This is a genomic window from Promicromonospora sp. NPDC090134, assembly GCF_044746965.1.
GTDB lineage: Bacteria > Actinomycetota > Actinomycetes > Actinomycetales > Cellulomonadaceae > Promicromonospora.
Genome location: NZ_JBIVCZ010000013.1, coordinates 36,462 through 58,397 on the forward strand (window position 1 = coordinate 36,462; position 21,936 = coordinate 58,397).

The 21,936-nt window shown below is 72.8% G+C and carries 15 protein-coding genes; 7 read left to right on the top strand and 8 right to left on the bottom strand.

The window, feature by feature from the left end; translation table 11 throughout:
* Positions 1-136: 136 nt before the first annotated feature.
* Positions 137-889, bottom strand: a complete 753-nt coding sequence (locus tag ACIPN7_RS26630) for a TetR/AcrR family transcriptional regulator (RefSeq protein WP_400549661.1) — start codon at positions 887-889, stop codon at positions 137-139.
* Between the two features lie 57 nt (positions 890-946).
* Between ACIPN7_RS26630 and ACIPN7_RS26635 the strand changes: the two genes are divergently transcribed.
* On the top strand, positions 947-2,167 hold the full coding sequence (locus tag ACIPN7_RS26635) for an FAD-dependent monooxygenase (protein ID WP_400549663.1): 1,221 nt from the start codon (positions 947-949) through the stop codon (positions 2,165-2,167).
* A gap of 1 nt (position 2,168) precedes the next feature.
* On the opposite strand, the gene ACIPN7_RS26640 is transcribed toward ACIPN7_RS26635, so the two are convergent.
* A complete protein-coding gene (locus ACIPN7_RS26640) occupies positions 2,169-3,323 on the bottom strand; it encodes an epoxide hydrolase family protein (protein ID WP_400549665.1) in 1,155 nt (384 codons plus the stop codon).
* Between the two features lie 106 nt (positions 3,324-3,429).
* A complete protein-coding gene (locus tag ACIPN7_RS26645) occupies positions 3,430-3,795 on the bottom strand; it encodes a VOC family protein (protein WP_400549667.1) in 366 nt (121 codons plus the stop codon).
* A gap of 111 nt (positions 3,796-3,906) precedes the next feature.
* Between ACIPN7_RS26645 and ACIPN7_RS26650 the strand changes: the two genes are divergently transcribed.
* A complete protein-coding gene (locus tag ACIPN7_RS26650) occupies positions 3,907-4,875 on the top strand; it encodes a helix-turn-helix transcriptional regulator (RefSeq protein WP_400549669.1) in 969 nt (322 codons plus the stop codon).
* 59 nt (positions 4,876-4,934) lie between these two features.
* On the opposite strand, the gene ACIPN7_RS26655 is transcribed toward ACIPN7_RS26650, so the two are convergent.
* The gene (locus ACIPN7_RS26655; RefSeq protein WP_400549671.1) at positions 4,935-5,384 is read right to left on the bottom strand and encodes a MarR family winged helix-turn-helix transcriptional regulator; all 450 of its coding nucleotides are present in this window, start codon (positions 5,382-5,384) and stop codon (positions 4,935-4,937) included.
* Between the two features lie 182 nt (positions 5,385-5,566).
* On the opposite strand from ACIPN7_RS26655, the gene ACIPN7_RS26660 reads away from it, so the two are divergent.
* Together ACIPN7_RS26660 and ACIPN7_RS26665 are read left to right on the top strand one after the other, a co-directional pair.
* Positions 5,567-8,779: an efflux RND transporter permease subunit gene (locus tag ACIPN7_RS26660; RefSeq protein ID WP_400549673.1), complete on the top strand. Its 3,213-nt coding sequence runs from the start codon at positions 5,567-5,569 to the stop codon at positions 8,777-8,779.
* 91 nt (positions 8,780-8,870) lie between these two features.
* Positions 8,871-9,656 carry a DUF899 domain-containing protein gene (locus ACIPN7_RS26665; RefSeq protein WP_400549675.1) on the top strand — a complete coding sequence of 262 codons (786 nt, stop codon included), beginning with the start codon at positions 8,871-8,873 and terminating at the stop codon, positions 9,654-9,656.
* A 2-nt stretch (positions 9,657-9,658) separates the two neighbouring features.
* On the opposite strand, the gene ACIPN7_RS26670 is transcribed toward ACIPN7_RS26665, so the two are convergent.
* The 4 genes from ACIPN7_RS26670 to ACIPN7_RS26685 form a co-directional block, all read right to left on the bottom strand.
* Positions 9,659-10,270 (bottom strand): dihydrofolate reductase family protein, encoded by a 612-nt coding sequence (locus ACIPN7_RS26670; RefSeq protein ID WP_400549677.1) that lies wholly within the window; start codon positions 10,268-10,270, stop codon positions 9,659-9,661.
* A complete protein-coding gene (locus ACIPN7_RS26675) occupies positions 10,267-11,130 on the bottom strand; it encodes a metalloregulator ArsR/SmtB family transcription factor (protein ID WP_400549679.1) in 864 nt (287 codons plus the stop codon). Before ACIPN7_RS26675 ends, ACIPN7_RS26670 begins: the two co-directional genes overlap by 4 nt.
* Positions 11,131-11,297: 167 nt before the next feature.
* Positions 11,298-17,360, bottom strand: a complete 6,063-nt coding sequence (locus tag ACIPN7_RS26680; protein ID WP_400549681.1) for an Ig-like domain-containing protein — start codon at positions 17,358-17,360, stop codon at positions 11,298-11,300.
* A 248-nt stretch (positions 17,361-17,608) separates the two neighbouring features.
* On the bottom strand, positions 17,609-18,352 hold the full coding sequence (locus tag ACIPN7_RS26685) for a class I SAM-dependent methyltransferase (protein WP_400549683.1): 744 nt from the start codon (positions 18,350-18,352) through the stop codon (positions 17,609-17,611).
* Between the two features lie 157 nt (positions 18,353-18,509).
* On the opposite strand from ACIPN7_RS26685, the gene ACIPN7_RS26690 reads away from it, so the two are divergent.
* Genes ACIPN7_RS26690 through ACIPN7_RS26700 form a run of 3 tightly spaced genes read left to right on the top strand, consistent with a single transcriptional unit; the run spans position 18,510 to position 21,924 of the window.
* Positions 18,510-18,722 (top strand): heavy-metal-associated domain-containing protein, encoded by a 213-nt coding sequence (locus ACIPN7_RS26690; protein ID WP_400549684.1) that lies wholly within the window; start codon positions 18,510-18,512, stop codon positions 18,720-18,722.
* A complete protein-coding gene (locus tag ACIPN7_RS26695; protein WP_400549686.1) occupies positions 18,719-19,666 on the top strand; it encodes a heavy-metal-associated domain-containing protein in 948 nt (315 codons plus the stop codon). Before ACIPN7_RS26690 ends, ACIPN7_RS26695 begins: the two co-directional genes overlap by 4 nt.
* Positions 19,666-21,924: a heavy metal translocating P-type ATPase gene (locus ACIPN7_RS26700; protein WP_400549688.1), complete on the top strand. Its 2,259-nt coding sequence runs from the start codon at positions 19,666-19,668 to the stop codon at positions 21,922-21,924. Before ACIPN7_RS26695 ends, ACIPN7_RS26700 begins: the two co-directional genes overlap by 1 nt.
* Positions 21,925-21,936 lie beyond the last annotated feature (12 nt).

Consider the following 21,936-nt stretch of genomic DNA (forward strand, 5'->3'; position numbering starts at 1 on the left):
GGGGTGCGGCGTGGGCCCGCCCCCCCCCCCCCCCCGGGGGGGGGGCTTTTTTGGTGGGGGGGGGCCCCGGGCGGGGCCCCCCCTCCAACAAAACGCCCGAGTCTGTGGGGCAAACTGCCGACCCGGGGCGCCGTTGTCAGCCCGCCTGCTGGCTGATCAGCGCCGCCACGCCGTCGAGGATGCGGTCCAGGCCGAACTCGTAGCCGAGCTGCCGGTCCTCCTCGGCGGCGTCGGCGGGGTAGTCGTAGGCGCCCGCGTCGACGGCCCGGCGCAGGGCGGGGAATCGCTCGGCGTCGGCGAGCCGGCCGAGCAGCCCGCTGTGGGCGGCCACCGACTCGCCCGAGGCCGCGTCCCCGAGCCCCGCGCTCAGCCGGGCGCTGTTGTGCATGTACGTGGCCACCAGCAGCACCACACCCGCCTTCTCGCTCTCGGCGAGCCCGGTGTCCTCGAGCGCGGCCAGGGCGCGGTCGGTCCAGGTGAGCTGGTTGGGCGTCACCGGCGGGCCGCTGATGGGCACGTCCACGATCCAGGCGTGCGCCCGCAGCATGGTCCACTGCGCGCGGCACCAGCGTTCCAGCCCGAGGCGCCAGTCGGCGGGCGGCTCGTCGAGCTCCGCCGGTACCGCCGCGACGGCGTCCAGCATGAGCAGGAGGATCTCCTCCTTGCTCCGCACGTGGCGGTAGAGCGACATCGTCGTGAAGCCGAGGCGCTCGGCGATCCGGGCCATCGACACGGCGTCCAGGCCGCGCTCGTCGGCGAGCTCCACCGCTGCCGCGACGATGCGCGCGGGGCTCAGGCCGGGCCGGGTCCTCGTCGGGAACCCGTCGTCTCCCCAGAGCAGGTCGAGGCCGGTCGGGACCTTGGCGTTCATGGTGCTGCGCTCACTCACGTGTCGTTGGGAAAAGGGGCTGGCTCGATCCCTAGTGTATGCCATACGCTCATGTGTATGACATACACAACGATGGTGGTCGGCGGCGGGATCGCCGGGACGACGTGCGCGATCGCCCTGCACCGGGCGGGCATGAAGGCGACCGTGTACGAGGCCTACGACCGGACGGCGGACAGCGCGGGCGTGTATCTGACGCTCGCCGTGAACGCGCTCGACGCGCTGCGGGCGGTGGACGTCGACCTCCGCGGGCTCGGGTTCGACACGCCACGGATCACGATGCGGAGCGGTTCCGGCCGGACGCTGGGCGAGCTGCCCTACGGCACGGGCCTGGAGGCGGCGGGCGACGGCACGACGAGCCGCACGGTCAAGCGCGCGGACCTGTACCGCAGGCTCCGCGACGAGGCGCTGCGGTGCGGCGTGCGTTTCGAGCACGGCAGGCGCCTCGTCGGCGCCTCACCGTCGGGTGCCGCACCGTCCGACGGCGGGGTGGTCGCCTCGTTCACGGACGGCACCACCGCCGAGGGAGACCTGCTGATCGGCGCCGACGGGCTGCGGTCGCGCACCCGCGAGATCCTCGCGCCGGACGCGCCGGGCGCGCGCTACAACGGGCTGCTCAACACCGGCGGCTACGCCACCGGGGTAGCGGTCGACAGCGAGCCGGGCATGATGAACGCGATCTTCGGCCGGCGCTGCTTCTTCGCGTTCACGCCGCACCCGGACGGCGAGGTGTGGTGGGTGGCGAACCCGCCGAGCCCGGTCGAGCCCACACCGGCGGAGCTGGCGGCGATCAGCCCGGAGGAGTGGCGGCGCCGGCTGGTCGACCTCTTCCGGGACGACAAGGGGCCCGCCGCGGACATCATCGGCGCCACCGAGAAGATCTTCGCGGGCTGGAACACCTACGACGTGCCGTCGGTCCCGGTCTGGCACGACGACCGCATGATCATCATCGGGGACGCCGCCCACGCCACGGCCCCGTCGATCGGGCAGGGCGCGGCCATGGCGATCGAGGACGCCGTGGTGCTGGCGAAGTGCCTGCGGGACCGGCCGACCGTCGTGTCGGCGTTCGCGGCCTACGAGGGGCTGCGCCGCGAGCGCGTCGAGCGCGTCGTCGAGCAGGGCCGGCGTACCGGCGGGTGGAAGTCGCTCCACCCGCTCGCCGCGGTGCCCCGTGACCTGGTCATGCGGCTCGGGATGGCGCACATGGCCCGCACGGGCAACGACCCGAGTCGCTGGATCTACGAGCACCACATCGACTGGGCCGAGCGGGTCGCCGCCTGAGTCAGGCGCGGTACGGGCGGAAGAAGTCGCGGAGCTCCTGGGCGTACAGCTCCGGCTCCTCGAACGCCGCGAAGTGGCCGCCGCGCTCCGGCTCGCGCACGTACACGGTGTTGGCGGTCCGCTCCAGCCAGGCCCGCGGCGGGCGCACGATGTCGCCCGGGAACAGCGAGAACCCGGACGGCACCGCGACCCACCGCGTGACCTGCCGGGCCGGGATCGCGCCGTTGGCGTGGTACATCCGCATCGACGAGCCGATGGTGCCCGTGAGCCAGTAGATCGTGATGTTCGTCAGGATCTCGTCGCGGGTGTAGGCGTCCTCCAGGTCGCCGAAGCTCCAGGCCCGGAGCTTCTCGACGATCCACGCGGCGAGCCCGGCGGGCGAGTCGTTGAGCCCGGCCGCCACGGTCTGCGGCTTGGTGCGGTGCATGGCGCCGTACGCGCCCTCGGTCGCGCTCCACGTCGCGGTCTCGGCGAACCAGGCACGCTCCTCGGCCTGGAGCGTCGCCGGGTCGCCGGCGAAGACCGGCAGCCCGCCGTCCGTGCGGTGCACGGCGACCACGCGGTCCGGGTGGTCCAGCGCCAGGTACCGGCTCACGTGGCTGCCGATGTCGCCGCCCGCCGCGCCGAACCGTTCGTGGCCCAGCACCGTCATGAGCGAGGCCCACAGCCCCGCGACGGCGACCGAGCTCAGCGGCGCGCCCGTCGGCCGGTCCGAGTACCCGAAGCCCGGCATGTCCGGGACCACGACGTCGAACGCGTCGGCCGGGTCCGCGCCGTGCGCGCCCGGGTCCGTCAGCAGCGGCACGACCTTCGAGTACCGCCAGAACGAGTCGGGCCAGCCGTGGCTGAGCACCAGCGGCAGCACCGGGCCGGTCGGCGCGACGGCGCGCGCGTGCACGAAGTGGATCCCCAGCCCGCCGACCGACGTCCGGAAACGGGGGAGCCGCGCCAGCGCCGCCTCCTGGGCGGGCCAGTCGAACCCGTCCGCCCAGTACGCGACGAGCTCGCGGAGGTAGTCGAGATCGGTGCCCAGCGACCACCCGACGTCCTCGGGGGCGTCGGGCCAGCGGGTCGCCCGCAGCCGCGCGCGCAGGTCCTCGATCGCCTCCGGCGTGGCCTGCGGGGCGAACGGCTCAGGGGCGGTGGTGTCCGGCACGGCACACACCCTACGTGCGGCCCGGGCGCGCGGCGCGCCGCCGTCGTGGGGCCGCCGCGCCGCCGTCGTGCGGTCGGCGCGACGGCCGCGCGGCTGCGCCGACCGGTCAGTCGGTGGGCGAGACGCGGATCAGGTTGCCGTCCGGGTCGGCGACCACGAACGTGCGCCCGAAGACCTCGTCGTGCGGCTCCTCGACCACGGTGACGCCCTTCGCGACCCACGCTGCGTACACCTCGTCGACGGCCGCCGTGGACCGGGACACCATCAGTCCCACCTCGAACGACCGCGGGGTCTGCGCGGAGAGCCCGTCGGTGTGGCCGCTCCACAGCGCGAACAGCACGCCGGGCGCGATCTCGAACGGCACGTAGCGCGGGGCGCGCATGACCGGCTCGATCTCGAACAGGTCGGCGTAGAACGCCGTGGCGCGCTCGACGTCGGTCACGTAGACGAGGAAGAGGTTGGGTGCGGGCATGGGTTTGCTCCTTCCAGGACGCCGCCGACGTTCGGCGACGGACCCACGCTCGCGCGATAATGCGACAGAACCTGTCATGTTCAACCTCCAGCGACCGACCGGAGAGCAAGAATGACCTCGGCACAGCGCCTCATCGGCCTGCTCGGTGCGCTCCAGGCGCGGCGGCACACCACCGCGGAGTCGCTCGCGGAGGAGTTCGGCGTGTCCACCCGAACGGTGCTGCGCGACGTCCAGAAGCTCGTCGACGCCGACATCCCCGTCCTCACCGAGCGCGGCAGGTACGGCGGCATCAGCCTGCTGCCGGGGCAGCAGGTCGACCTCAGCCGGCTGACCACGTCGGAGGTCGACGTGCTCCGCGCCGTAGGCGTGGACCTCGACCGGGCCCGGGCGCTCGGCGCGGAGACGGCCGCACGCGCCGCCGTCGGCAAGTTCGCGACCCGCCCCGGCGCGCCCCCGGCGCGGTCGGGGGCAGCGCCGCTCTCCCTGGCCGACGTCGTCACGGTCGAGAACCGCGCCTGGTTCGCCGCCGAGCCGGCGGGCGACCCGCCCGACGTGGCCGCGCTCGCCCGCGACCTGCGCCAGGCCCGGCGGCTGCGCGTCACCTACCGGCGCAGCGGCGCCCGCTCGGCGTCGGACCTGGTGGTCGACCCGTACGGCCTGCTGCTCCGGGTCGACCGCTGGTACCTCGTCGCCGACGTCGACGCGGTACCCCGGCTGTTCGCGCTGACCCGCCTGGACCGCTGGGCACTGCTCGACGAGCCGCGCCGGGTCCGCGACGTCGCCCTGGAGGACGTCGCGCGCGGGCTCGGCCAGGCGCTGGAGACGCGGCACGAGATCACGGTCGAGGCGCTCCTGGACGTCGACGGCGTGGACCTGGCCCGCCGCATCCTGGGCTCCCGGCTGCGCACGGTCGGCGCGGCCGACGCCGCCGGCCGGGTGCCGATCACGGTCGCCTACGCCCAGGTCCAGGCCGCCCGGCAGCTTCTCCAGTTCGCCGACCACATCGAGGTCACGGCCCCGCCGGAGGCCCGGGCGCTGCTCCACCGCCTGGCCCAGGACACGGCGCGCCGCCACGCCTGATCCCGGCCGTCATCCGGCTGCGGCTGAACTGCCTCGGTCCGCTTCGGCCCGTGCCCCCGCTACCGGGCGAGCCTCCGCGTCGCCTCCAGCAGGGCGCGGGTCCCCTGGGTCAGGGCGCGCAGGTCGTCGACGTCGAGCAGGTCGAGCAGGTCGGGCGGCAGGTCGTCCTCGAGCGCGACGATGCGCCGGATCGCCTCGCTGCCCTTCTCCGTGCTGGTCACGCGGCGCACCCGGCCGTCGTCGGGGTCCGGGGTGCGCACGATCATCCCGGCGGCCGTGAGCCGGTCGAGGATCCCGGAGACCGTGGCGGCGGAGACGCCGAGCGCCTCGGCGAGCCGTTGCGGCGTCGAGTCGCGGTCCACCTGCACCAGGGCCAGCGCTCTGAGCTGCTGCACCGTGAGGTCCGTCTCCAGCAGCGGCCGGAGCCGGGAGGCGAAGAACGCCTCGCCCAGCTCGTGGTGCAGTTCGGCGAGCTCGGCGGCGAGCTGCGCGCGGGTCTGGTCGGTCACGGGGTGACTTTAGTGGTCCGCGGGCGGCACGAGAACCGGAGTTGCGTCGCGGGAACCCGGGCGTGATCCTTTGCGTTAGGCAAAATACTGCGCCGACGGAGTCGTGGGACCCCGGCGTGAACCCCAGATCTGGAGGCAGTGTGTTTCGTCTTGCCCGAATGTCGCTCGCGAACCGTGCCCTCGTGGCACTCGCGACGATCGCCGTCTTCGTCGTCGGCATCTTCAGCATGGGGCAGCTCCGGCAGGAACTCATACCGTCGCTGAACGTGCCCGTCGTGGCGGTCACCGCGGTCTATCCGGGCACCTCGCCGGAGATCGTCGCGGAGCGCGTCACCGACCCGATCGAGACCGCCGTCGAGGCGATCGACGGCGTCACGGGCGTGACCTCGACGGTCTCCACAGGCGTCTCGATGACCACCGTCGAGCTCGAGTACGGCACCGACATCGACGCGGCCAGCCAGGAGATGACCTCCGCCGTCGGGGGCCTCCAGGACCTGCCGGACGACGTCGAGCCCGACGTCATGGCCGGCTCGTTCGACGACCTGCCCGTGGTGCAGCTCGCGGTGTCCGGCGACGGCACCGAGCGGGAGCTGACCGACACGATCGACTCCGTTCTGGTGCCCGAGCTGTCGGGCATCGCGGAGGTCCGCGACGTCACGGTGACGGGTACCACCGAGCGCCAGGTCGTGATCGAGCCCGACGACGAGAAGCTCGCCGCCGCCGGCCTCACCGCCGCCCAGCTCTCGTCGCTGCTGCAGGACAACGGCACGGTCACGCCGGTCGGCTCGGTCACCGAGGACGGCCGCACCAGCAGCGTCCAGGTGGGCACCACCGTGAGCACCGTCAAGGAGCTCGAGAAGCTGCCGATCGTCCCGTCCGCGGGCTCCGCGGGATCCGGTGCGGCCGCGGGCGCTCCGGGCGCCCCGGGCGCCACCGGCGAGGCGCCGGCCGCCGAGCAGCCTGCCGCCGAGGCCGGCCCCGCCGCCGTCGTGCACCTGGGTGACGTCGCCAAGGTGAGCGTCAAGGACGTCGAGCCCACCTCCTTCTCGCGCCTGGACGGCGAGCCGTCCCTCGCGATCGCGCTGACCAAGACGCCCGACGGCAACACGGTCGACGTGTCCCACGCCGTGCAGGACGTGCTGGCCGACGTGCAGGACGAGCTCGACGACGCGGGCGTGAGCACCGCCGTCACGTTCGACCAGGCGCCGTTCATCGAGGAGTCGATCGAGGGCCTGACCACGGAGGGCGGGCTCGGCCTGCTGTTCGCGGTGCTCGTGATCCTGGTGTTCCTGGCCTCGCTGCGGGCCACGCTGGTCGCGGCGGTCTCGATCCCGCTGTCGCTGGCCGTGACGTTCGCGGCGATGAACCTGACCGGCTACACGCTGAACATCCTCACGCTCGCGGCCATGACCATCTCCATCGGGCGCATCGTGGACGACTCGATCGTGGTGATCGAGAACATCAAGCGGCACCTGTCCTACGGCGAGGACCGCGTGGACGCGATCGTCACGGCGGTCCGCGAGGTGGGCGCTGCCATCACCGCGTCCACGGTCTGCACCATCGCGGTGTTCGCCCCGATCGCCCTGGTGGGCGGCATGGCGGGCGAGCTGTTCCAGCCGTTCGCCGTCACCGTCGCGATCGCCATGGGCGCCTCGCTGGTCGTGGCGCTCGTCGTGGTGCCGGTCCTCGCGTACTGGTTCATCAAGGTGCCGGCCTCGGCCGACGGCGGCGCCGCCATGCGGGAGGCCGCCGAGCTCAAGGAGCGCCGCGGCATCTGGCAGCGCGCCTACGTGCCGTCGCTGGCGGCCGCGCTGCGCCACCCGGCGGTCACGCTGACGGTCGCGATCGCCCTGCTGGGCGGCACGCTCGCGCTGGTGCCGCGCATGGAGACCAACTTCATCGGGGCCGCGGGGCAGGACACGCTGTCGGTGACGCAGGAGTTCGAGCCGGGCACGTCGCTGGAGAACCAGGACGCGGCGGCCAAGGAGGTCGAGGACGTCCTCGCCGGCGTCGACGGCATCGCGACCGTGCAGACCACCGTCGGGTCGGGCGACGGGCTGGCCGCCGCCTTCGGCATGGGCGGCGGCGGGAGCAGCGCGTCGTTCGCGATGACGCTGGACGAGGACGCCGACAGCGAGGCGGTGCAGGACGACGTCCGCGAGGCGCTCGACACCGCCACCCTGGACGGCGAGGTGACCGTCGCCGCGGGCGACTCCGGGTTCTCCAGCACCACCGTGGACCTGGTGGTCACCGCGCCCGACGCCGACGACCTGGCCGCCGCCGCGAGCGACGTCGAGGACGCGGTCACGGACCTCGACGGCGTCGAGAGCGTGACCAACAACCTGGCCGCCGAGCAGTCGACGGTGCAGGTGACGGTGGACCGCGACGCGGCGGCCGAGGCCGGGCTGACGGAGGCGACGGTCTCCGGACTGGTGGCCGGCGCGATGAACGAGATGAGCATCGGCACCGTGGACCTGGACGGCGCGTCGCTCGACGTCGTCGTCGCCGGCGACGTGCCGGCCACGACGGCCGAGATCGAGAAGATCGACGTGCCGACGGCGGCGGTCGTGGTCCCGCTGAGCGACCTGGTGACGGTCGAGGAGGTGTCGGCCCCGGCGTCGGTCACGCGGGTGGACGGTGAGCGCAGCGCGACCGTGGCGGTGACCCCGGCGGGCCAGGACCTGGGCACGCTGACCACGGCCCTGACCGAGGAGATCGACGGGCTGGACCTGCCGAACGGCGCGGACGTGAGCGTGGGCGGTGTGGCGGCCGACCAGGCCGACGCGTTCGCCGACCTGGGCCTGGCGCTGCTGGCGGCGATCCTCATCGTGTACCTGGTGATGGTGGCGACGTTCCGGAGCATCGGGCAGCCCCTGATCCTGCTGGTCTCGGTGCCGTTCGCGGCGACGGGCGCCCTGCTGGCGCTGCTGCTGACGGGCACGCCGCTGGATGTCGCGGCCCTGATCGGCGTGCTGATGCTGGTGGGCATCGTGGTCTCCAACGCGATCGTGCTGATCGACCTGATCAACCAGTACCGGGCCGCCGGACGGCCGCTCGACGAGGCGGTGCGGGAGGGTGCGCGCCAGCGCCTGCGGCCGATCGTGATGACGGCCGCCGCGACCATCCTGGCGCTGACCCCGATGGCGTTCGGCCTGACGGGCGGCGGGGCGTTCATCTCGCAGCCGCTGGCGCTCGTGGTGATCGGCGGGCTCGTCTCGTCGACGCTGCTGACGCTGTACGTGGTGCCGGTGATCTACACGCTGTTCGAGCGGCGCTCGGAGGGCAGCAGCCCCAAGCGGGCCGCCCGGGCCGCGCGGCGGGCGAAGAAGGCCCAGGTCAGGGCCGCCGAGGCCGCGGCCGTCGCGCAGCGGCTGGCGGCGGACAGCGCGGGGTAGGCGGGCCCCGCCGGGGGCGGGGCCTGGTGCCCGCCCCCGGTCGGTGTCAGGCTGAGATCTCGGTCCAGGACGAGACCCCGGAGCTGTCGAGATGACGATGGACAATCTGCCCGAGGTGGTGTCGCGCGACGAGTGGGACGCCGCACGCCGGGAGCTGCTGGCCAAGGAGAAGGCGCTCACCAAGGCCCGGGACCAGCTCAACGCCGAGCGGCGCCGGCTGCCGATGGTCCGCGTGGACAAGCCCTACACGTTCGAGGGTCCGCACGGGCCCGTGCGCCTGCTCGACCTGTTCGAGGGCCGGCCGCAGCTCGTCATGCACCACTTCATGTTCGCCCCGGACTGGGACGAGGCGTGCCCGAGCTGCTCGTCGGCCGCCGACGGCATCGGCCGGCTGCGGCAGCTGCACGTGCGCAGCACGACCCTCGTGGCCGTCTCGCGCGCGCCGCAGGAGAAGCTCGCCGCGTACCGGGAGCGGATGGGCTGGGCGTTCCCCTGGTACTCCTCCTACGGCAGCGACTTCAACTACGACTTCCACGGGACCCTGGACAACCGGGTCACGCCCGTGCAGCTGCACTTCCGCGACGAGGCCGAGCTGACCGAGGCCGGCACGCCGTGGACCGGCGGGCCGTGGACGGAGAGCATGAACGGCACCGAGCTCCCGGGTATCAGCGCGTTCCTGCAGGTCGACGACGAGGTCTTCCACACCTACTCGACGTTCGGCCGCGGCATCGAGGAGTTCCACAACGGCTACCAGTACCTCGACCTGACCGCGCTGGGCCGCCAGGAGGAGTGGGAGGAGCCGAGGGGTCGTGCGGAACCCCTCGGCCTGCAGGTCGGGGGACCGGCGATGCGGGTGCCCGACCGGTACGACGTCTGACCTCAGCGGACCCGGTCGTAGACGAGGGCCAGCTCGCCGTGCTCGCCCGCGGTCCGGCTGACGAGCGTCCACCTCTCCGCGGGCAGCCCGTCGTCGAACAGGCGCGGGCCGTCACCGAGGAAGATCGGGAAGATCATGAGCGCGAGCCGGTCCACCTCGCCGGCCGCCAACAGCGCCTTGATGACGCTCGCGCTGGAGAACACGACGATGTCGCCGCCGTCGGCCGCCCTGAGGTCGGCGACCACCTCGGCGGCCGGCTTGTCGATGACCGTCGTGCGCTCCCACGGCGCCTCGCCGGGTGCCGGGGACAGGGTGGAGGACAGGACCACCTTCTCCGTGTCGACGAGCCACTTCGCGAAACCCTCGTCGCGGGGGTCGGCGCCCTCCATGCCGACGACGGTCGGCCAGAAGCCGAGGAACCCCTCGGCGTTGACCCGTCCGAGCAGGGCCGTCGTCGCCGGCTCCCAGAGGCTGGTCAGGTGGTCGCGGGCGACATCGCCGACGGCGTACGGCAGCACCCAGCTCATGTCCTGGGGGTCGGCCGCGGCGTAGTGGCCGTCGAGGGAGAGGCTCATGTTGGTGACGACCCTGCGGCCGCTCGTCTGCTCGGTCACGGTGTGCTCCTGGTGTCGGTGTCGGGCGCGTCGGCCGTGCCGGACGGCGCGGCGGCGAGGATCGCCGCGAGCTTGTCGAGGCTCTGGCCGAAGCCGATCTCGATGCCCGCGACGAAGTCGGCGGAGTCGATGGTGCTGTCGGCGATCCGGTAGCGGACGTCGAGGTCGGTGCCCGCGTCGGTGGGCACGAGGCCCAGGTCGACCTGTGCGGTGAAGGCGACGCCGCCGCCGGGCAGCAGCGGCGACGACCGGTAGACGAGCCGCGTGCCGGGGCGCGCCCGCTCGACGACGCCCTCCGCGCGCCCGACGACGACGTCCGAGCCGCCCGTGTCCTCGACGTCGCGGTACTCCAGGACGACCCGCCCGCCCTCCCGCGGCTCGAAGACGAGCTCGGAGACCCGCAGGTCGTCGGGCGCCCACCAGCCGGCGAGCAGCGCGGGTTCGGTCAGGTGCCGCCAGACCAGGTCGGGGCTCGCGGGCAGCGACCGGAGGAACGAGAACGAGCGGTCGTCGGCCCAGCCCGGCTCCTGTGCGGCGAGCCGCTCGGCGCGGAGGCTGAGCCCGTAGCGGTCGAAGGTCTCGCGCGCGCCGCCGGCCTGCTCGGCCGTGTCGGCGAGCCGGCCGAGCGTCGCGGCCAGATCCCGCAGCGGTCCGGGCCGGAGCGCGTACACGCGGCGCTGGCCGGTGCGCTGGGAGGTGACGACGCCCGCGCGCTCCAGGGTCTGCAGGTGCTTGGTCGTCTGCGGCTGGCGCGCCGGGGCGAGCTGGGCCAGCACACCGACCGAGCGCGGTCGCTCGGCCAGCAGGCTCACCAGTCGCCAGCGGGCCGGATCGGCCAGTGCGATGAGGAGTGCGTCCACGGAGTCGAGTATTCGCCCCAGAGAATATTCGTGTCAAGGAATAATGGGGGTGATCGACACGATCACCGCGCTGCTCCTGAACGGACTCGCCGGGAACGACAGCGCGGGGCGCACGGTCACCCGTGCGCCCCGCGAGGACTGACGTCAGCCGTCCCGGCCGACCGGCGTCAGCTGTTCCACCTCGAGACCTGGTACAGCTTCCCGTCGACCATGAAGGCCACCTCGGCCCCGTTGTACTTGGCGCTCATGAAGCACGAGAGCGTCCGGTTGCCGCTGGCCCCGTTCATCGGGTACGTGGTGCTGCCGCCCCACGTGGTGGCGTGCGGCGGGTGGATGTCGTGCCAGTCGGTCGGGCTGTCCTGGTCGTACTGCCGGGTGTTGCCCGCCCAGCAGGCCGCCTGGTGGTTGCCTGTGTCGAAGCCCGACCAGTTCAGCACCCAGTTGCGGCAGCTCGCGCAGTCACCGCTGTTGCCGCCCACGGTCACCCAGGCCCGCGGCGTCAGGGCCGCCTTCGAGGCGCAGGCCCGCGCCGTGCGGTTCTGGGAGTCGGTGACCGTGACGCAGGCCTCCTTGGTCTGACCCTCGTTGGCCGTGGCCGACGCGGTGCCGTTCTTGGCCGTGCTGGTGACCGCGCCGGTCACCCGCGCGGTGGTGGGCAGGCCGTTCTCCGGTCGCGCGTCCCACGTGAACGTGACCTTGCCGATCCCGGCGGTCGCCGTGATCGTCGGGGTCTTCGGCGGGCCGTACGGGGTCACCGGGTTCGAGGCTGCGGACCAGTCCGAGCAGGCGTCGGCGTTGCACGCCCGCACCTGGAACGTGTACGCCGTCCCGTTGGTCAGGCTCTTGTACGTGTACACGGTCGTGTTGCCCGCGCTGGGGTGGTCCGTACCGTTGTTGTGCGTGACCTCGTACCGCGGGCTCCTGCCCCGGAACTCCGAGCTCGGGATGGCGGCCCAGCTCACGTCCGCCTGGTTGCTCGTGTTCGACCCGAGCTTCGCCGCGGGCCGGCCGGGGACCTGCGGCACGCCGTACGGCACCACCGCGTTCGACTGCGGGCTGGCCTCGGACCTGCCCGCCTTGTTCTCGGCCCGGACCGTGAACGTATAGGTCGAGCTGGTGTTCAGCTCCTGGACCGCCTTCGAGGTACCCGTGACGGGGATGGTGTTGACCTTCGATCCGTCCTTGTACACGTCCAGGTAGTACCGCTTCACCGCGTCGCCGTTGTTGGCCGGGGCCGTCCACGACACGGTGATCTGGCCGCCGACGCCCGTGTTCACGCGCTGCGCGGTCGGCGCGCCCGGCCGCGCCGGGGGCGCGGCCGGGGTCTCCGGCGCGGAGGGGTCGCTCCACTCCGACGGCTCCTCGGCCTCGTTCTTGGCCTGCACCCGGACCGTGTACGCCGTGCCGTTCTCCAGCCCCGACCACTTGACCGAGGTGTTCTCGACGCACGCCTTCTGGGTCACGTTGTTCGCCGGCGCGGGGCTGATCTCAAGGTTCACGCACTCGATCGGCGAGCGGTCCGTGTAGGCCTTGTTCTTCCAGCTGACCGTCAGGCTCTGGTTGTCGAAATCGAGCGTCGGGGGCTCGGGCTTGTCCGGCTTCTCGTCCGGACGGACCTCGCGCGACGCCGGGGACGGCTCGGACTCGTCCACCTCGTTGGTCGCGGTGACCGTGAACCGGTACTTCACGTTGTTCTTGAGCCCGTCGAACGTGCAGGTGGTCGTGTCACAGGCGTGCTCCTGACCGTTCTGCGTCCGCAGCGTGTACCCGGTGATCTCCGACCCGTTGTTGTTCGGCTGGTCCCAGCTCAGCACGACCGTCTCCGAACGCACCTCCTCCACCCGCGGCGCCCGGGGCGCCTCGGGCCGGCCCAGCACCGTCAGCTTCGCGATGCCGTCGACCTCGCGGTCGGGGTCGCCCGTCGCGTCCTGCACGCGGTAGCGCACGGTCATGACGCCGGTGAAGTCGGCGGCCGGGGTGACGATCACCTCGGAGCCGTTGTGCGAGACGTCGCCCTGGCCCGTCTCGCGCGCCGCGTCGACCACCTTGAGCGGGGACTCCGGGAACGGGTTGGTGTCGTTCCTCAGCACCGGGACCGTGGTGGCCTCGCCCTGGTGGGCGTTCAGCACCACGTCGGGCGCCGTCTTGGCCTTCTCCCGGGTCGACGGCACCACCTCGACGGTCAGCTCGGCCTCGACGGGCGGGTTCTTGCCGTCGGAGACCGTCATGGGGATCTCCTGGAACGTGCCCTTCGGGACCGACGCGTCGACCTCGCCGCGCACGGTCGTGCCCGTCACGGACGTGGTGATGTCCTCGGTGCCCTTGACCTCGAAGGTCAGCGGGTCCTTGTCCGGGTCCCTGGCGTACCGCGACAGGTCCACCTCGGCCATCTCGGCCGGGGCGACCCTGAGCACCGGCGTCCCGGTGATCTTGGGCGGCATGTTCTTGGACGGGGTCACGTCGATCGGCAGCGTCAGCACCGCCGTCAGGCCCTCGGTGTCGTCGGGCCCGTCGCCGTCGGTCACCTCGAAGCTGACCGACGCGGCCCCGGCGTAGTCCGCCGTCGAGGTGTAGACGATCGTGTCGTGGTCCTCGACCGTGGCCGTGCCCTCCAGCGCCTTGACCGTCCGGTCCTCGGTGATCCGCGGCTCGGTGCCGTCGCGCACCACCACGTAGTCCGCGATGTCGATCGTCAGCGGCTCGCCGCTGGTCGCCTTGAGCGGCTCCAGGCCCGGCTTGACGTGCGGCCGCGCCTGGTCGCCCGGCACGCGGACGAACGCCTTGGCCTCCAGGTCGTCGATGTCGGTCACGGTGTACGTGATGACCTGGGCGTCCTGCGTCAGCTCCACCTTGACGGCGCCGGACTCGGTGACGGTCACGCCCTCCTCGTCCCCGTCCACGGAGACCTCGAGGTCGGCGGCCACGCCGTCCGGGTCCACGTCGTTGGCCAGCACGTCGAGCGTGACGCTGCTCGAACCCTCCACGTCGTCGACCGTCACGACGTCGTCGTGGGCGATGGGACGCAGCAGGGGCGCGTTCGCGTCCACGTTCACGGTGATGGCGCCGCTGGCGCGTGCCTTGTAGGTGTCCTGGATGCCGTAGTAGAAGGAGTAGGGGCCCTCCGTGTCGGGTGCGGTGACCACGACGTCGTCGTCCACCGCCTGGGGTTCGAGGTCGCCCGTGCCCTCGAAGCCCCTCGCCACCAGTCCGATCTGGTTGCCGTCGGGGTCCGAGTCGTTCTCCAGGGCGGCGACCGCGACGGTCCGGCCGGGCCGCACCGTCGTCACGTCGTCGACCGCCTGCGGGTCCTGGTTGGACGCCGGGGGCATCGCGATCCCGACCCGGACGACGCCCTCGGCGGGGGCGCCGCGCGTGTCGGTGACCTGGTAGGTGAAGGTGTCCAGGCCCGCCGAGCCCGCCGACGCCGCGTAGTCGATGAACCCGTCCACGATCGTGGCGGTGCCCTGCGACGGCGCCGCGGAGATCGAGCTCAGGGAGACGTAGTCGCCGTCGGGGTCCGAGCCGTCCAGCGGCAGCGGGATCCGGACGACGCCCTCGCTGAGCACCCGCGCCTCGATGTCGGGCAGCTGCGGGGCGGAGTTCTCGGGCGCGTCGAGCACCCTGATCGTGACCTGGGCCGAGTCCTTCTGGCCGTTGGCGTCCGACACCTCGTAGACGGCGTGGTACGTCCCGGCCTCCTGGCCGGCCCGGAACCGCACCGTGTCCTCCGAGACGAACGCCTCGCCCGCCGCGGCCGGCGGCGACTCCTGCAGCTCGTCGGTCAGCGTCAGCTCCAGGCCGTCCGGGTGCGTGTCGTTCTTCAGCACCGGGATGGTCACCACGTCGCCCACGTGCACGGTCGCCTCGTCGGGACCCGCCTCCGGCGGACGCAGCTGCGCCGGCGCCGGGATCGGCACCACGCGCACCTGACCGGTGGACGTGCTCGTGCCGTTCGCCACCTTGTAGCTCAGGGTCACCGGACCCTCCAGGCGCTTGACCTCCGAGACCTTCAGGATCTGGTGGTTGAGCACCGACACGGTCACCGGCGCGTCGCCGGGCACGCTGACCCCCTGCACCACGAGCACGCCGCCCGCGGGGTCGGTGTCGTTGGCGAGCACGTCCACCAGGGCGGTGCCGCCGGCGGGCAGCAGCACCTGGTCGGAGACCGCGACCGGCGCCCCGGACTCCTCCGGTGGCTCCACCACGTCCACGCGCACCAGGCCCATCGTCGGCGCGAGGCCGTCGCTGACGTGATAGATCACGTCGTACGCGCCGGGGGTGTCCGACTCGAACTTGAAGGTCTCGGTCGTGGCGTTGGTCGTGATCGTCGCGCCCTGCTTGTCGTCGACCCGGATCAGCCGGAAGTCGTCGCCGTTGGGGTCGAAGTCGTTGGCGACAGGGTCCACCGTCACCGGCTCGCCGGCCAGCACGGCCACGTGGTCCTGCACCGCGACCGGCGGCACGTTGGTGGCGACCACGTCGACGATCAGCGTGCCCGGGAAGGACTGGCCCATGGCGTCGGACACCAGGACGTCGACGATCTTGTTGCCCGTCACGGTGCCGCCGTCCCGGAACTCGACGGTGCCGTCCGGCCGGAACCGCACCTCGTCCAGGGGGTCGGCCGTGGTGGCGCTGGACAGGAACATGTCGTCGCCGTCCGGGTCCTTGAAGTACGGCAGCACCTTGATGGTGCCCAGGCCGCCCTGGCCCACCACGAGCACCGGCTTGCCCGGCTGCTCGGGCGCGTTGTTCTCCTCCGGCGGCACCACCTTGACGTCCACGGAACCCTCGTCGGTGCCGCCCCGGCCGTCGTTCACCTCGTACGTGAAGCTGGTGGTCCCGGTCGCGCCGTCGGGCACGTTCGCCTGCAGCGCCGTGCCGTCGAGCACGCGGTCCACCGCGATGCCGCCCTCGACCTCACCCTTGACCGACGCCACCATCACGTCGCCGTCCTGGTCCGAGTCGTTGCCCAGCACGTTGAGCACCGTGGTGCGGCCCGGCCGCACACCGAACGTGTCGTCCACCGCCTTGGGCGCGCGGTTGGGCTTGCTGCGGTCGGCCACGGCCTGGTCGACCTGCTCCGGCGTGGCCTCCTCGGTCTCGGTCTTCTTGCCCTTGCCGTCCTTGGGGGTCGTGAGCTTCCACTCGTCGACCACCTCGAACTTCTCGGCGGCCATCCACAGCAGGCCGCCCGCCATGTCGTTGAGCACGATCACGTTCCGGTTGACCCGGTAGACCAGGTTCATCCCGGCGCTCACGCCCTCGAGCACCTCGTTGACGTCGTTGTGCGAACCCTCGCAGTCCCGGAGCACCTGGCCGCCGGCCCACGCTCCATAGAGACAGCCGCCGAGCTGCACGGGGGCGGACGGCGTGCCGCCGGCCGCACCCTGGAAGCCGAACGTGGTCGGCTTCCCGCCGCCGACCGGTACCGTCACCAGCGCTTGCGGGGTGGCCAGCACCACGTTCTCCGCCTCGTCGGAGGGCTGCTGCAGCATGCTCTGCGCGCCCTCCTCGATCGACACGGTGTCGCCGCCCGGCAGCACGAGGTTGCCGGTGGACTGGTCGAGCACCACGGGCTCGTCACCTACCGCGGAGACCAGCACCGTGGCGTCGGCGCTCACGGGGAGCGACGCCTCGTCGGCGTCCTCGGCGACGCCCTGCGAGCTGGTGGGGATCGTGTAGAGCTTGCCGTCGGCCGGCACGGCCAGGAACACGGTGCCGTCCTTGCCCACCGCGAGCTTGCCACCCTTGCCCGCCTCGACCGTGGGCTTGAGCTCCTTCTCGTCGAACGCCGCCGAGTCGAACGGCATCACCCACGCCCGGCCGGTGTCGCCGTCGTACACCGCCGTGGTGGCGCCGCCCGCGGCGACCTGCGCCCCCGCGGGGAAGTTCATGGTGGTGTCGAACGCGAGCTGCGCCGGGTTGACCGGGCTCGCGGACGAGCTGCCCGCGCTGTCCAGGAGCACGCGCTGGGCGTCCTGCTCCACGTCGAAGCTTCCCGAGCCGGCCACCAGCACGCCGTCGATGGTCTTGGCCTCGTAGTTGAACCGGCCCAGGTTGCCCTTCGCCGTCTGGGTCACCCAGACGCCCGAGTCGTTCAGGTCGACGTCGGCGGTGGCCTCACCGTCGTAGAGGAGCGCGAAGCCGACCAGACCCGCGCCGAAGAGCGCCACCACCCCCACCGATACGACCGACCGACGGTTCTCAAATACGCGTGAGGCAAAGCTCATGCGCCCTCCTGATCATCACTCCACAAAAAGAAAGCCCGCCCGGCCACTACACAGGCGCGACGTCGGCAACCCTATCGACGGAGGAGGTGAATTGTCGCCGAAATGTGGTTCTGTCGCCGCGTGAATACCGCGGCCCGGACGCAGTCTTTCGCGTCGCGACGAGGGGTCAGCGCGACGCGGGTCAGAAGGACTCCGTGCGCCGGTCGACCCATTCCTTCGCGTCGACGAGCATGTGCTGACGGTAGCGGTCAGGCCCGGCGCGCGAGCAGGCTGAACGTGTTGGGTACGCGACCGTCCCAGGCGGCGGCGGTGAGGCCGTCCGGGCGCCAGAACGGCTCGGGATGCTCGTGCAGCTCCTCGATCTCGAACCCCACGCGCAGGCAGGCCGTGACGATGCCCGCGAGCGTGTGCTGCCGCTCCACGGCGCCGTTGCCGGGGTAGGTGTCGTTGACGTGCGCGGGGGCGAAGTACCCGCGGTCGGGGCGCACCCGGATCTCGTCGGCGCTCCAGTCCCACAGCGGCACCATGGGGTGCGCCTCGTACACGTAGAGATGCCCGCCCGGCCGGAGCAGCCGGCGCGCTTCCGCGAAGAACGCGCCCAGGTCGGCGAGCCAGATCAGTGCGCCCTTGCCGGTGTAGACCAGGTCGGCGCAGGCCGTCTCCAGCCCGCTCGCGGGCAGGGCCGCCCGGGTGTACCGGCACGGCAGGCCGAGCTCGTCCGCCCGGCGCCGCGCGCTGGAGACGGCGGCCTCGCTGTAGTCGAGCCCGTGCACGGAGCGCGCCCCCAGGCGTGCGAGCGCGATGTCGTCGAGCCCGTGGCCGCTCATCGGGTGCACCACGTCGGCGCCGGCGACGAGGTCGCCGAGGGCGTCGACCTCGGCGGGCAGGAGCTCCGCGGTGCGGGCCAGGGCGAGGTGCTCGGCGTACTCGTCCTCGTACTTGCGCGATGCGACGGCCCAGGCGGCCCGTGTCTCGTTCCCGGTGGCGTCCATCGCGCCACCCTGTCAGGGGCGGCGGGGCCGGCGCAGCACTTTTCCGGCGGGTGAGGCCGGGTGCGGTGTTGCGCGTGATACCCCTCAGGGGTATATGGTGAGCGGCATACGGTTACCCCCTAGGGGTAGCAAGGTATCAACACCGAGAGGCGAGACGATGGCGACGAGCGAGTACGAGGTGACGGGGATGACCTGCGGGCACTGCGAGATGTCGGTGCGCGGCGAGGTGAGCCGCCTCCCGGGTGTGGAGCAGGTCGACGTGAGCGCGGCGACCGGCCGGCTCGTGGTCCGCAGCGCCGCGGCGCTGGACGAGGCCGCGGTCCTGGCCGCCGTGGACGAGGCGGGATACGAGGCGGCGCGTCTCTCATGAACGCGCCCCAGCGGCTGGGCCTGTACGGCGGGGGGCTCGCGGCGCTGTTCGTCGCGTCCTTCGCCGTCGCGGGCGCGGTCGTCCCGGAGGCCTCGGTCGTCGCCTGGTCGGCGGCGGCCGGGGCCGACGGGGCCGAGGACATGGAGATGACCGGTGCGGCCCACGGGGACGCGGGCGGCGAGCCGGCCGGCACCCACGGGCAGGACGGCGCCGGCCCGGCGCCGGTGCGCGGGCTGTCGCTGGAGCAGGACGGCCTGCTCCTGAGCCCGGTGACCGTCCCGGACGAGGTGGGCGAGCGGGGCACGCTCTCGTTCTCGGTCACCTCGCCCGACGGCGCGGCGGTGACCGAGTTCGCCACGGAGCACGACAAGGAGCTGCACCTGGTCGTCGTCCGCTCCGACGGCGAGCAGTTCCGGCACGTGCACCCGACGATGTCGGCCGACGGCGTCTGGTCGATACCGTGGACCTGGGACGAGGCGGGCACCTACCGCGTGCTCGCGGACTTCGTCCCCGAGGCGACCGGCGAGAACTTGACGCTGGGCCGGACGGTCGACGTCGCGGGTCCGCTCGACCCCCGGCCGGCGACGGCGGTGTCGGCGTCCGACACGACCGGCGGGTACACCGCGACGCTCACGGGAGACCTGAGCGCGAGCGGGGAGTCGACGCTGACGGCGACCGTCACGCGCGACGGCGAGCCGGTCACGGACCTGGAGCCGTACCTCGGCGCCTTCGGGCACCTCGTCGCGCTGCGCGCGGGCGACCTGGCCTACCTGCACGTGCACCCCGAGGGCCACGAGCCCGAGCCGGGCGCGGTGTCCGGGCCGGACGTCACGTTCCTGACCGAGGCGCCCACCCCGGGCCGCTACCTGCTGTACCTGGACTTCAAGGTGGACGGGGACGTGCACACCGCGCGCTTCGTCCTGGACACGAAGGGGAGGGACTGATGTCGGGCACCACGTCCCGCACGGACGAGCCGACGACCACGGTCGACCTGGAGATCGGCGGCATGACCTGCGCGTCGTGCGCCATGCGGATCGAGAAGAAGCTCAACCGCCTCGACGGCGTGACGGCGAGCGTCAACTACGCCACCGAGAAGGCGAAGGTCACCGCGCCCGCCGGGTACGACCTGGGCGCGCTGGTCGCCGAGGTCGAGAAGACCGGCTACACCGCTGTCCTGTCCGCGCCTCCCGAGGCTCCGGCGGACGACGACGGCGCGGCCGGCGCGCAGGACCGGGAGCTGTCCGGGCTGCGGGACCGGCTGATCGCCACCGTGGTGCTCACGGTGCCGGTGATCGCGCTCGCGATGGTCCCGGCCTGGCAGTTCACCTACTGGCAGTGGGCGTCGCTCGTCCTGGCGGCCCCCGTCGCGCTGTGGGGGGCCTGGCCGTTCCACCGGGCGGCGTGGACCAACCTGCGGCACGGCGCCGCCACCATGGACACCCTCGTCTCGCTGGGCGTGCTGGCCGGCTTCGGCTGGTCCCTGTACGCGCTGTTCCTCGGCACGGCGGGCGAGCCCGGGATGACGCACGGGTTCGAGCTGACGGTCGCGCCGTCCGACGGTGCCGCCAACATCTACCTCGAGGTGGCCACCGGCGTCACGATGTTCGTGCTGGCCGGGCGCTACTTCGAGAAGCGGTCCAAGCGCCGGGCGGGCGCCGCGCTGCGGGCGCTGCTGGAGCTGGGCGCCAAGGACGTCGCGGTGCTGCGCGACGGGACCGAGACCCGCGTGCCGGTCGAGAGCCTGGCCGTGGGCGACGAGTTCGTGGTGCGGCCGGGGGAGAAGGTCGCCACCGACGGCGTGGTCGTCGCCGGCTCGTCCGCGATCGACGCGTCGCTGCTCACGGGGGAGTCCGTCCCCGTCGAGGTCGGCGTCGGCGACACCGTGGCCGGGGCGACCGTGAACTCGGGCGGCCGCCTCGTCGTGCGGGCCACGGAGGTCGGGTCGGGCACCCAGCTCGCACGGATCGCGCGCCTGGTCGAGGACGCACAGTCCGGTAAGGCGGAGATCCAGCGCCTGGCCGACCGGGTCTCCGGCATCTTCGTCCCGGTGGTCATCGCGATCGCGGTGGCGACCCTGGGCTTCTGGCTCGGCGCCGGGTTCCCCGCCGCGGCCGGGCTGACCGCCGCCGTCGCGGTGCTGATCATCGCCTGCCCGTGCGCCCTCGGGCTGGCCACGCCCACCGCGCTGCTGGTGGGCACCGGCCGCGGGGCCCAGCTCGGCATCCTCATCAAGGGGCCCGAGGTGCTGGAGTCCACCCGCAAGGTCGACACCGTGGTGCTCGACAAGACCGGCACCGTCACCACCGGCCGGATGACGCTCCAGGAGGCCGTCCCCACCGACGGCATCTCCCGCCAGGACCTGCTGCGGCTCGCGGGCGCGCTGGAGGACGCCTCCGAGCACCCCGTGGCGCAGGCCGTCGCCAAGGGCGCCACCCAGGAGGTCGGCGACCTGCCGGTCCCCGAGTCGTTCGAGAGCGTCCAGGGTCTGGGCGTGCAGGGCGTCGTCGACGGGCACGCTGTCGTCGTCGGGCGCGAGAGCCTGCTCGCCGACTGGTCCCAGTACCTGCCGGAGGACCTGGCCCGGGCCAAGGCCCGCGCGGAGGGCGAGGGCCGGACCGTGGTCGCCGTCGGCTGGGACGGGCAGGCCCGCGGCATCCTCGTCGTGGCCGATCAGGTCAAGCCGACCAGCGCCGACGCCGTCGCCCGGCTCGTGGCGCTCGGGCTCACGCCCGTGCTGCTCACCGGTGACAACCGGCCCGTGGCGGAGCAGGTCGCCGCCGCCGTGGGGATCACCGAGGTGATCGCCGAGGTCATGCCGCAGGACAAGGCCGACGTCGTGGCGAAGCTGCAGGCCGAGGGCAGGATCGTGGCGATGGTCGGGGACGGCGTCAACGACGCCCCGGCGCTCGCGCAGGCCGACCTGGGCCTGGCGATGGGCACGGGCACGGACGCCGCGATCGAGGCGGCGGACATCACGCTCGTGCGCGGTGACCTCACCTCGGCCGCCGACGCGATCCGGCTGTCGCGCCGGACGCTCGGCACGATCCGGACCAACCTGTTCTGGGCCTTCGGCTACAACGTCGCCGCGATCCCGCTGGCGGCCCTCGGCCTGCTCAACCCGATGCTGGCCGGCGCCGCGATGGCGTTCTCCAGCGTGTTCGTGGTGGGCAACAGCCTGCGGCTGCGCACCTTCCGGAGGTGACGCGCCCGGGCC

What these genes read in the sequence shown, in the direction of transcription:
- ACIPN7_RS26635 (WP_400549663.1), top strand. Translation starts at nt 947, where the DNA reads ATGACATACACAACGATGGTGGTCGGCGGCGGGATCGCCGGGACGACG.
- ACIPN7_RS26645 (WP_400549667.1), bottom strand. Translation starts at nt 3,795, where the DNA reads ATGCCCGCACCCAACCTCTTCCTCGTCTACGTGACCGACGTCGAGCGC.
- ACIPN7_RS26650 (WP_400549669.1), top strand. Translation starts at nt 3,907, where the DNA reads ATGACCTCGGCACAGCGCCTCATCGGCCTGCTCGGTGCGCTCCAGGCG.
- ACIPN7_RS26665 (WP_400549675.1), top strand. Translation starts at nt 8,871, where the DNA reads ATGACGATGGACAATCTGCCCGAGGTGGTGTCGCGCGACGAGTGGGAC.
- ACIPN7_RS26680 (WP_400549681.1), bottom strand. Translation starts at nt 17,360, where the DNA reads ATGAGCTTTGCCTCACGCGTATTTGAGAACCGTCGGTCGGTCGTATCG.
- ACIPN7_RS26685 (WP_400549683.1), bottom strand. Translation starts at nt 18,352, where the DNA reads ATGGACGCCACCGGGAACGAGACACGGGCCGCCTGGGCCGTCGCATCG.
- ACIPN7_RS26690 (WP_400549684.1), top strand. Translation starts at nt 18,510, where the DNA reads ATGGCGACGAGCGAGTACGAGGTGACGGGGATGACCTGCGGGCACTGC.
- ACIPN7_RS26695 (WP_400549686.1), top strand. Translation starts at nt 18,719, where the DNA reads ATGAACGCGCCCCAGCGGCTGGGCCTGTACGGCGGGGGGCTCGCGGCG.
- ACIPN7_RS26700 (WP_400549688.1), top strand. Translation starts at nt 19,666, where the DNA reads ATGTCGGGCACCACGTCCCGCACGGACGAGCCGACGACCACGGTCGAC.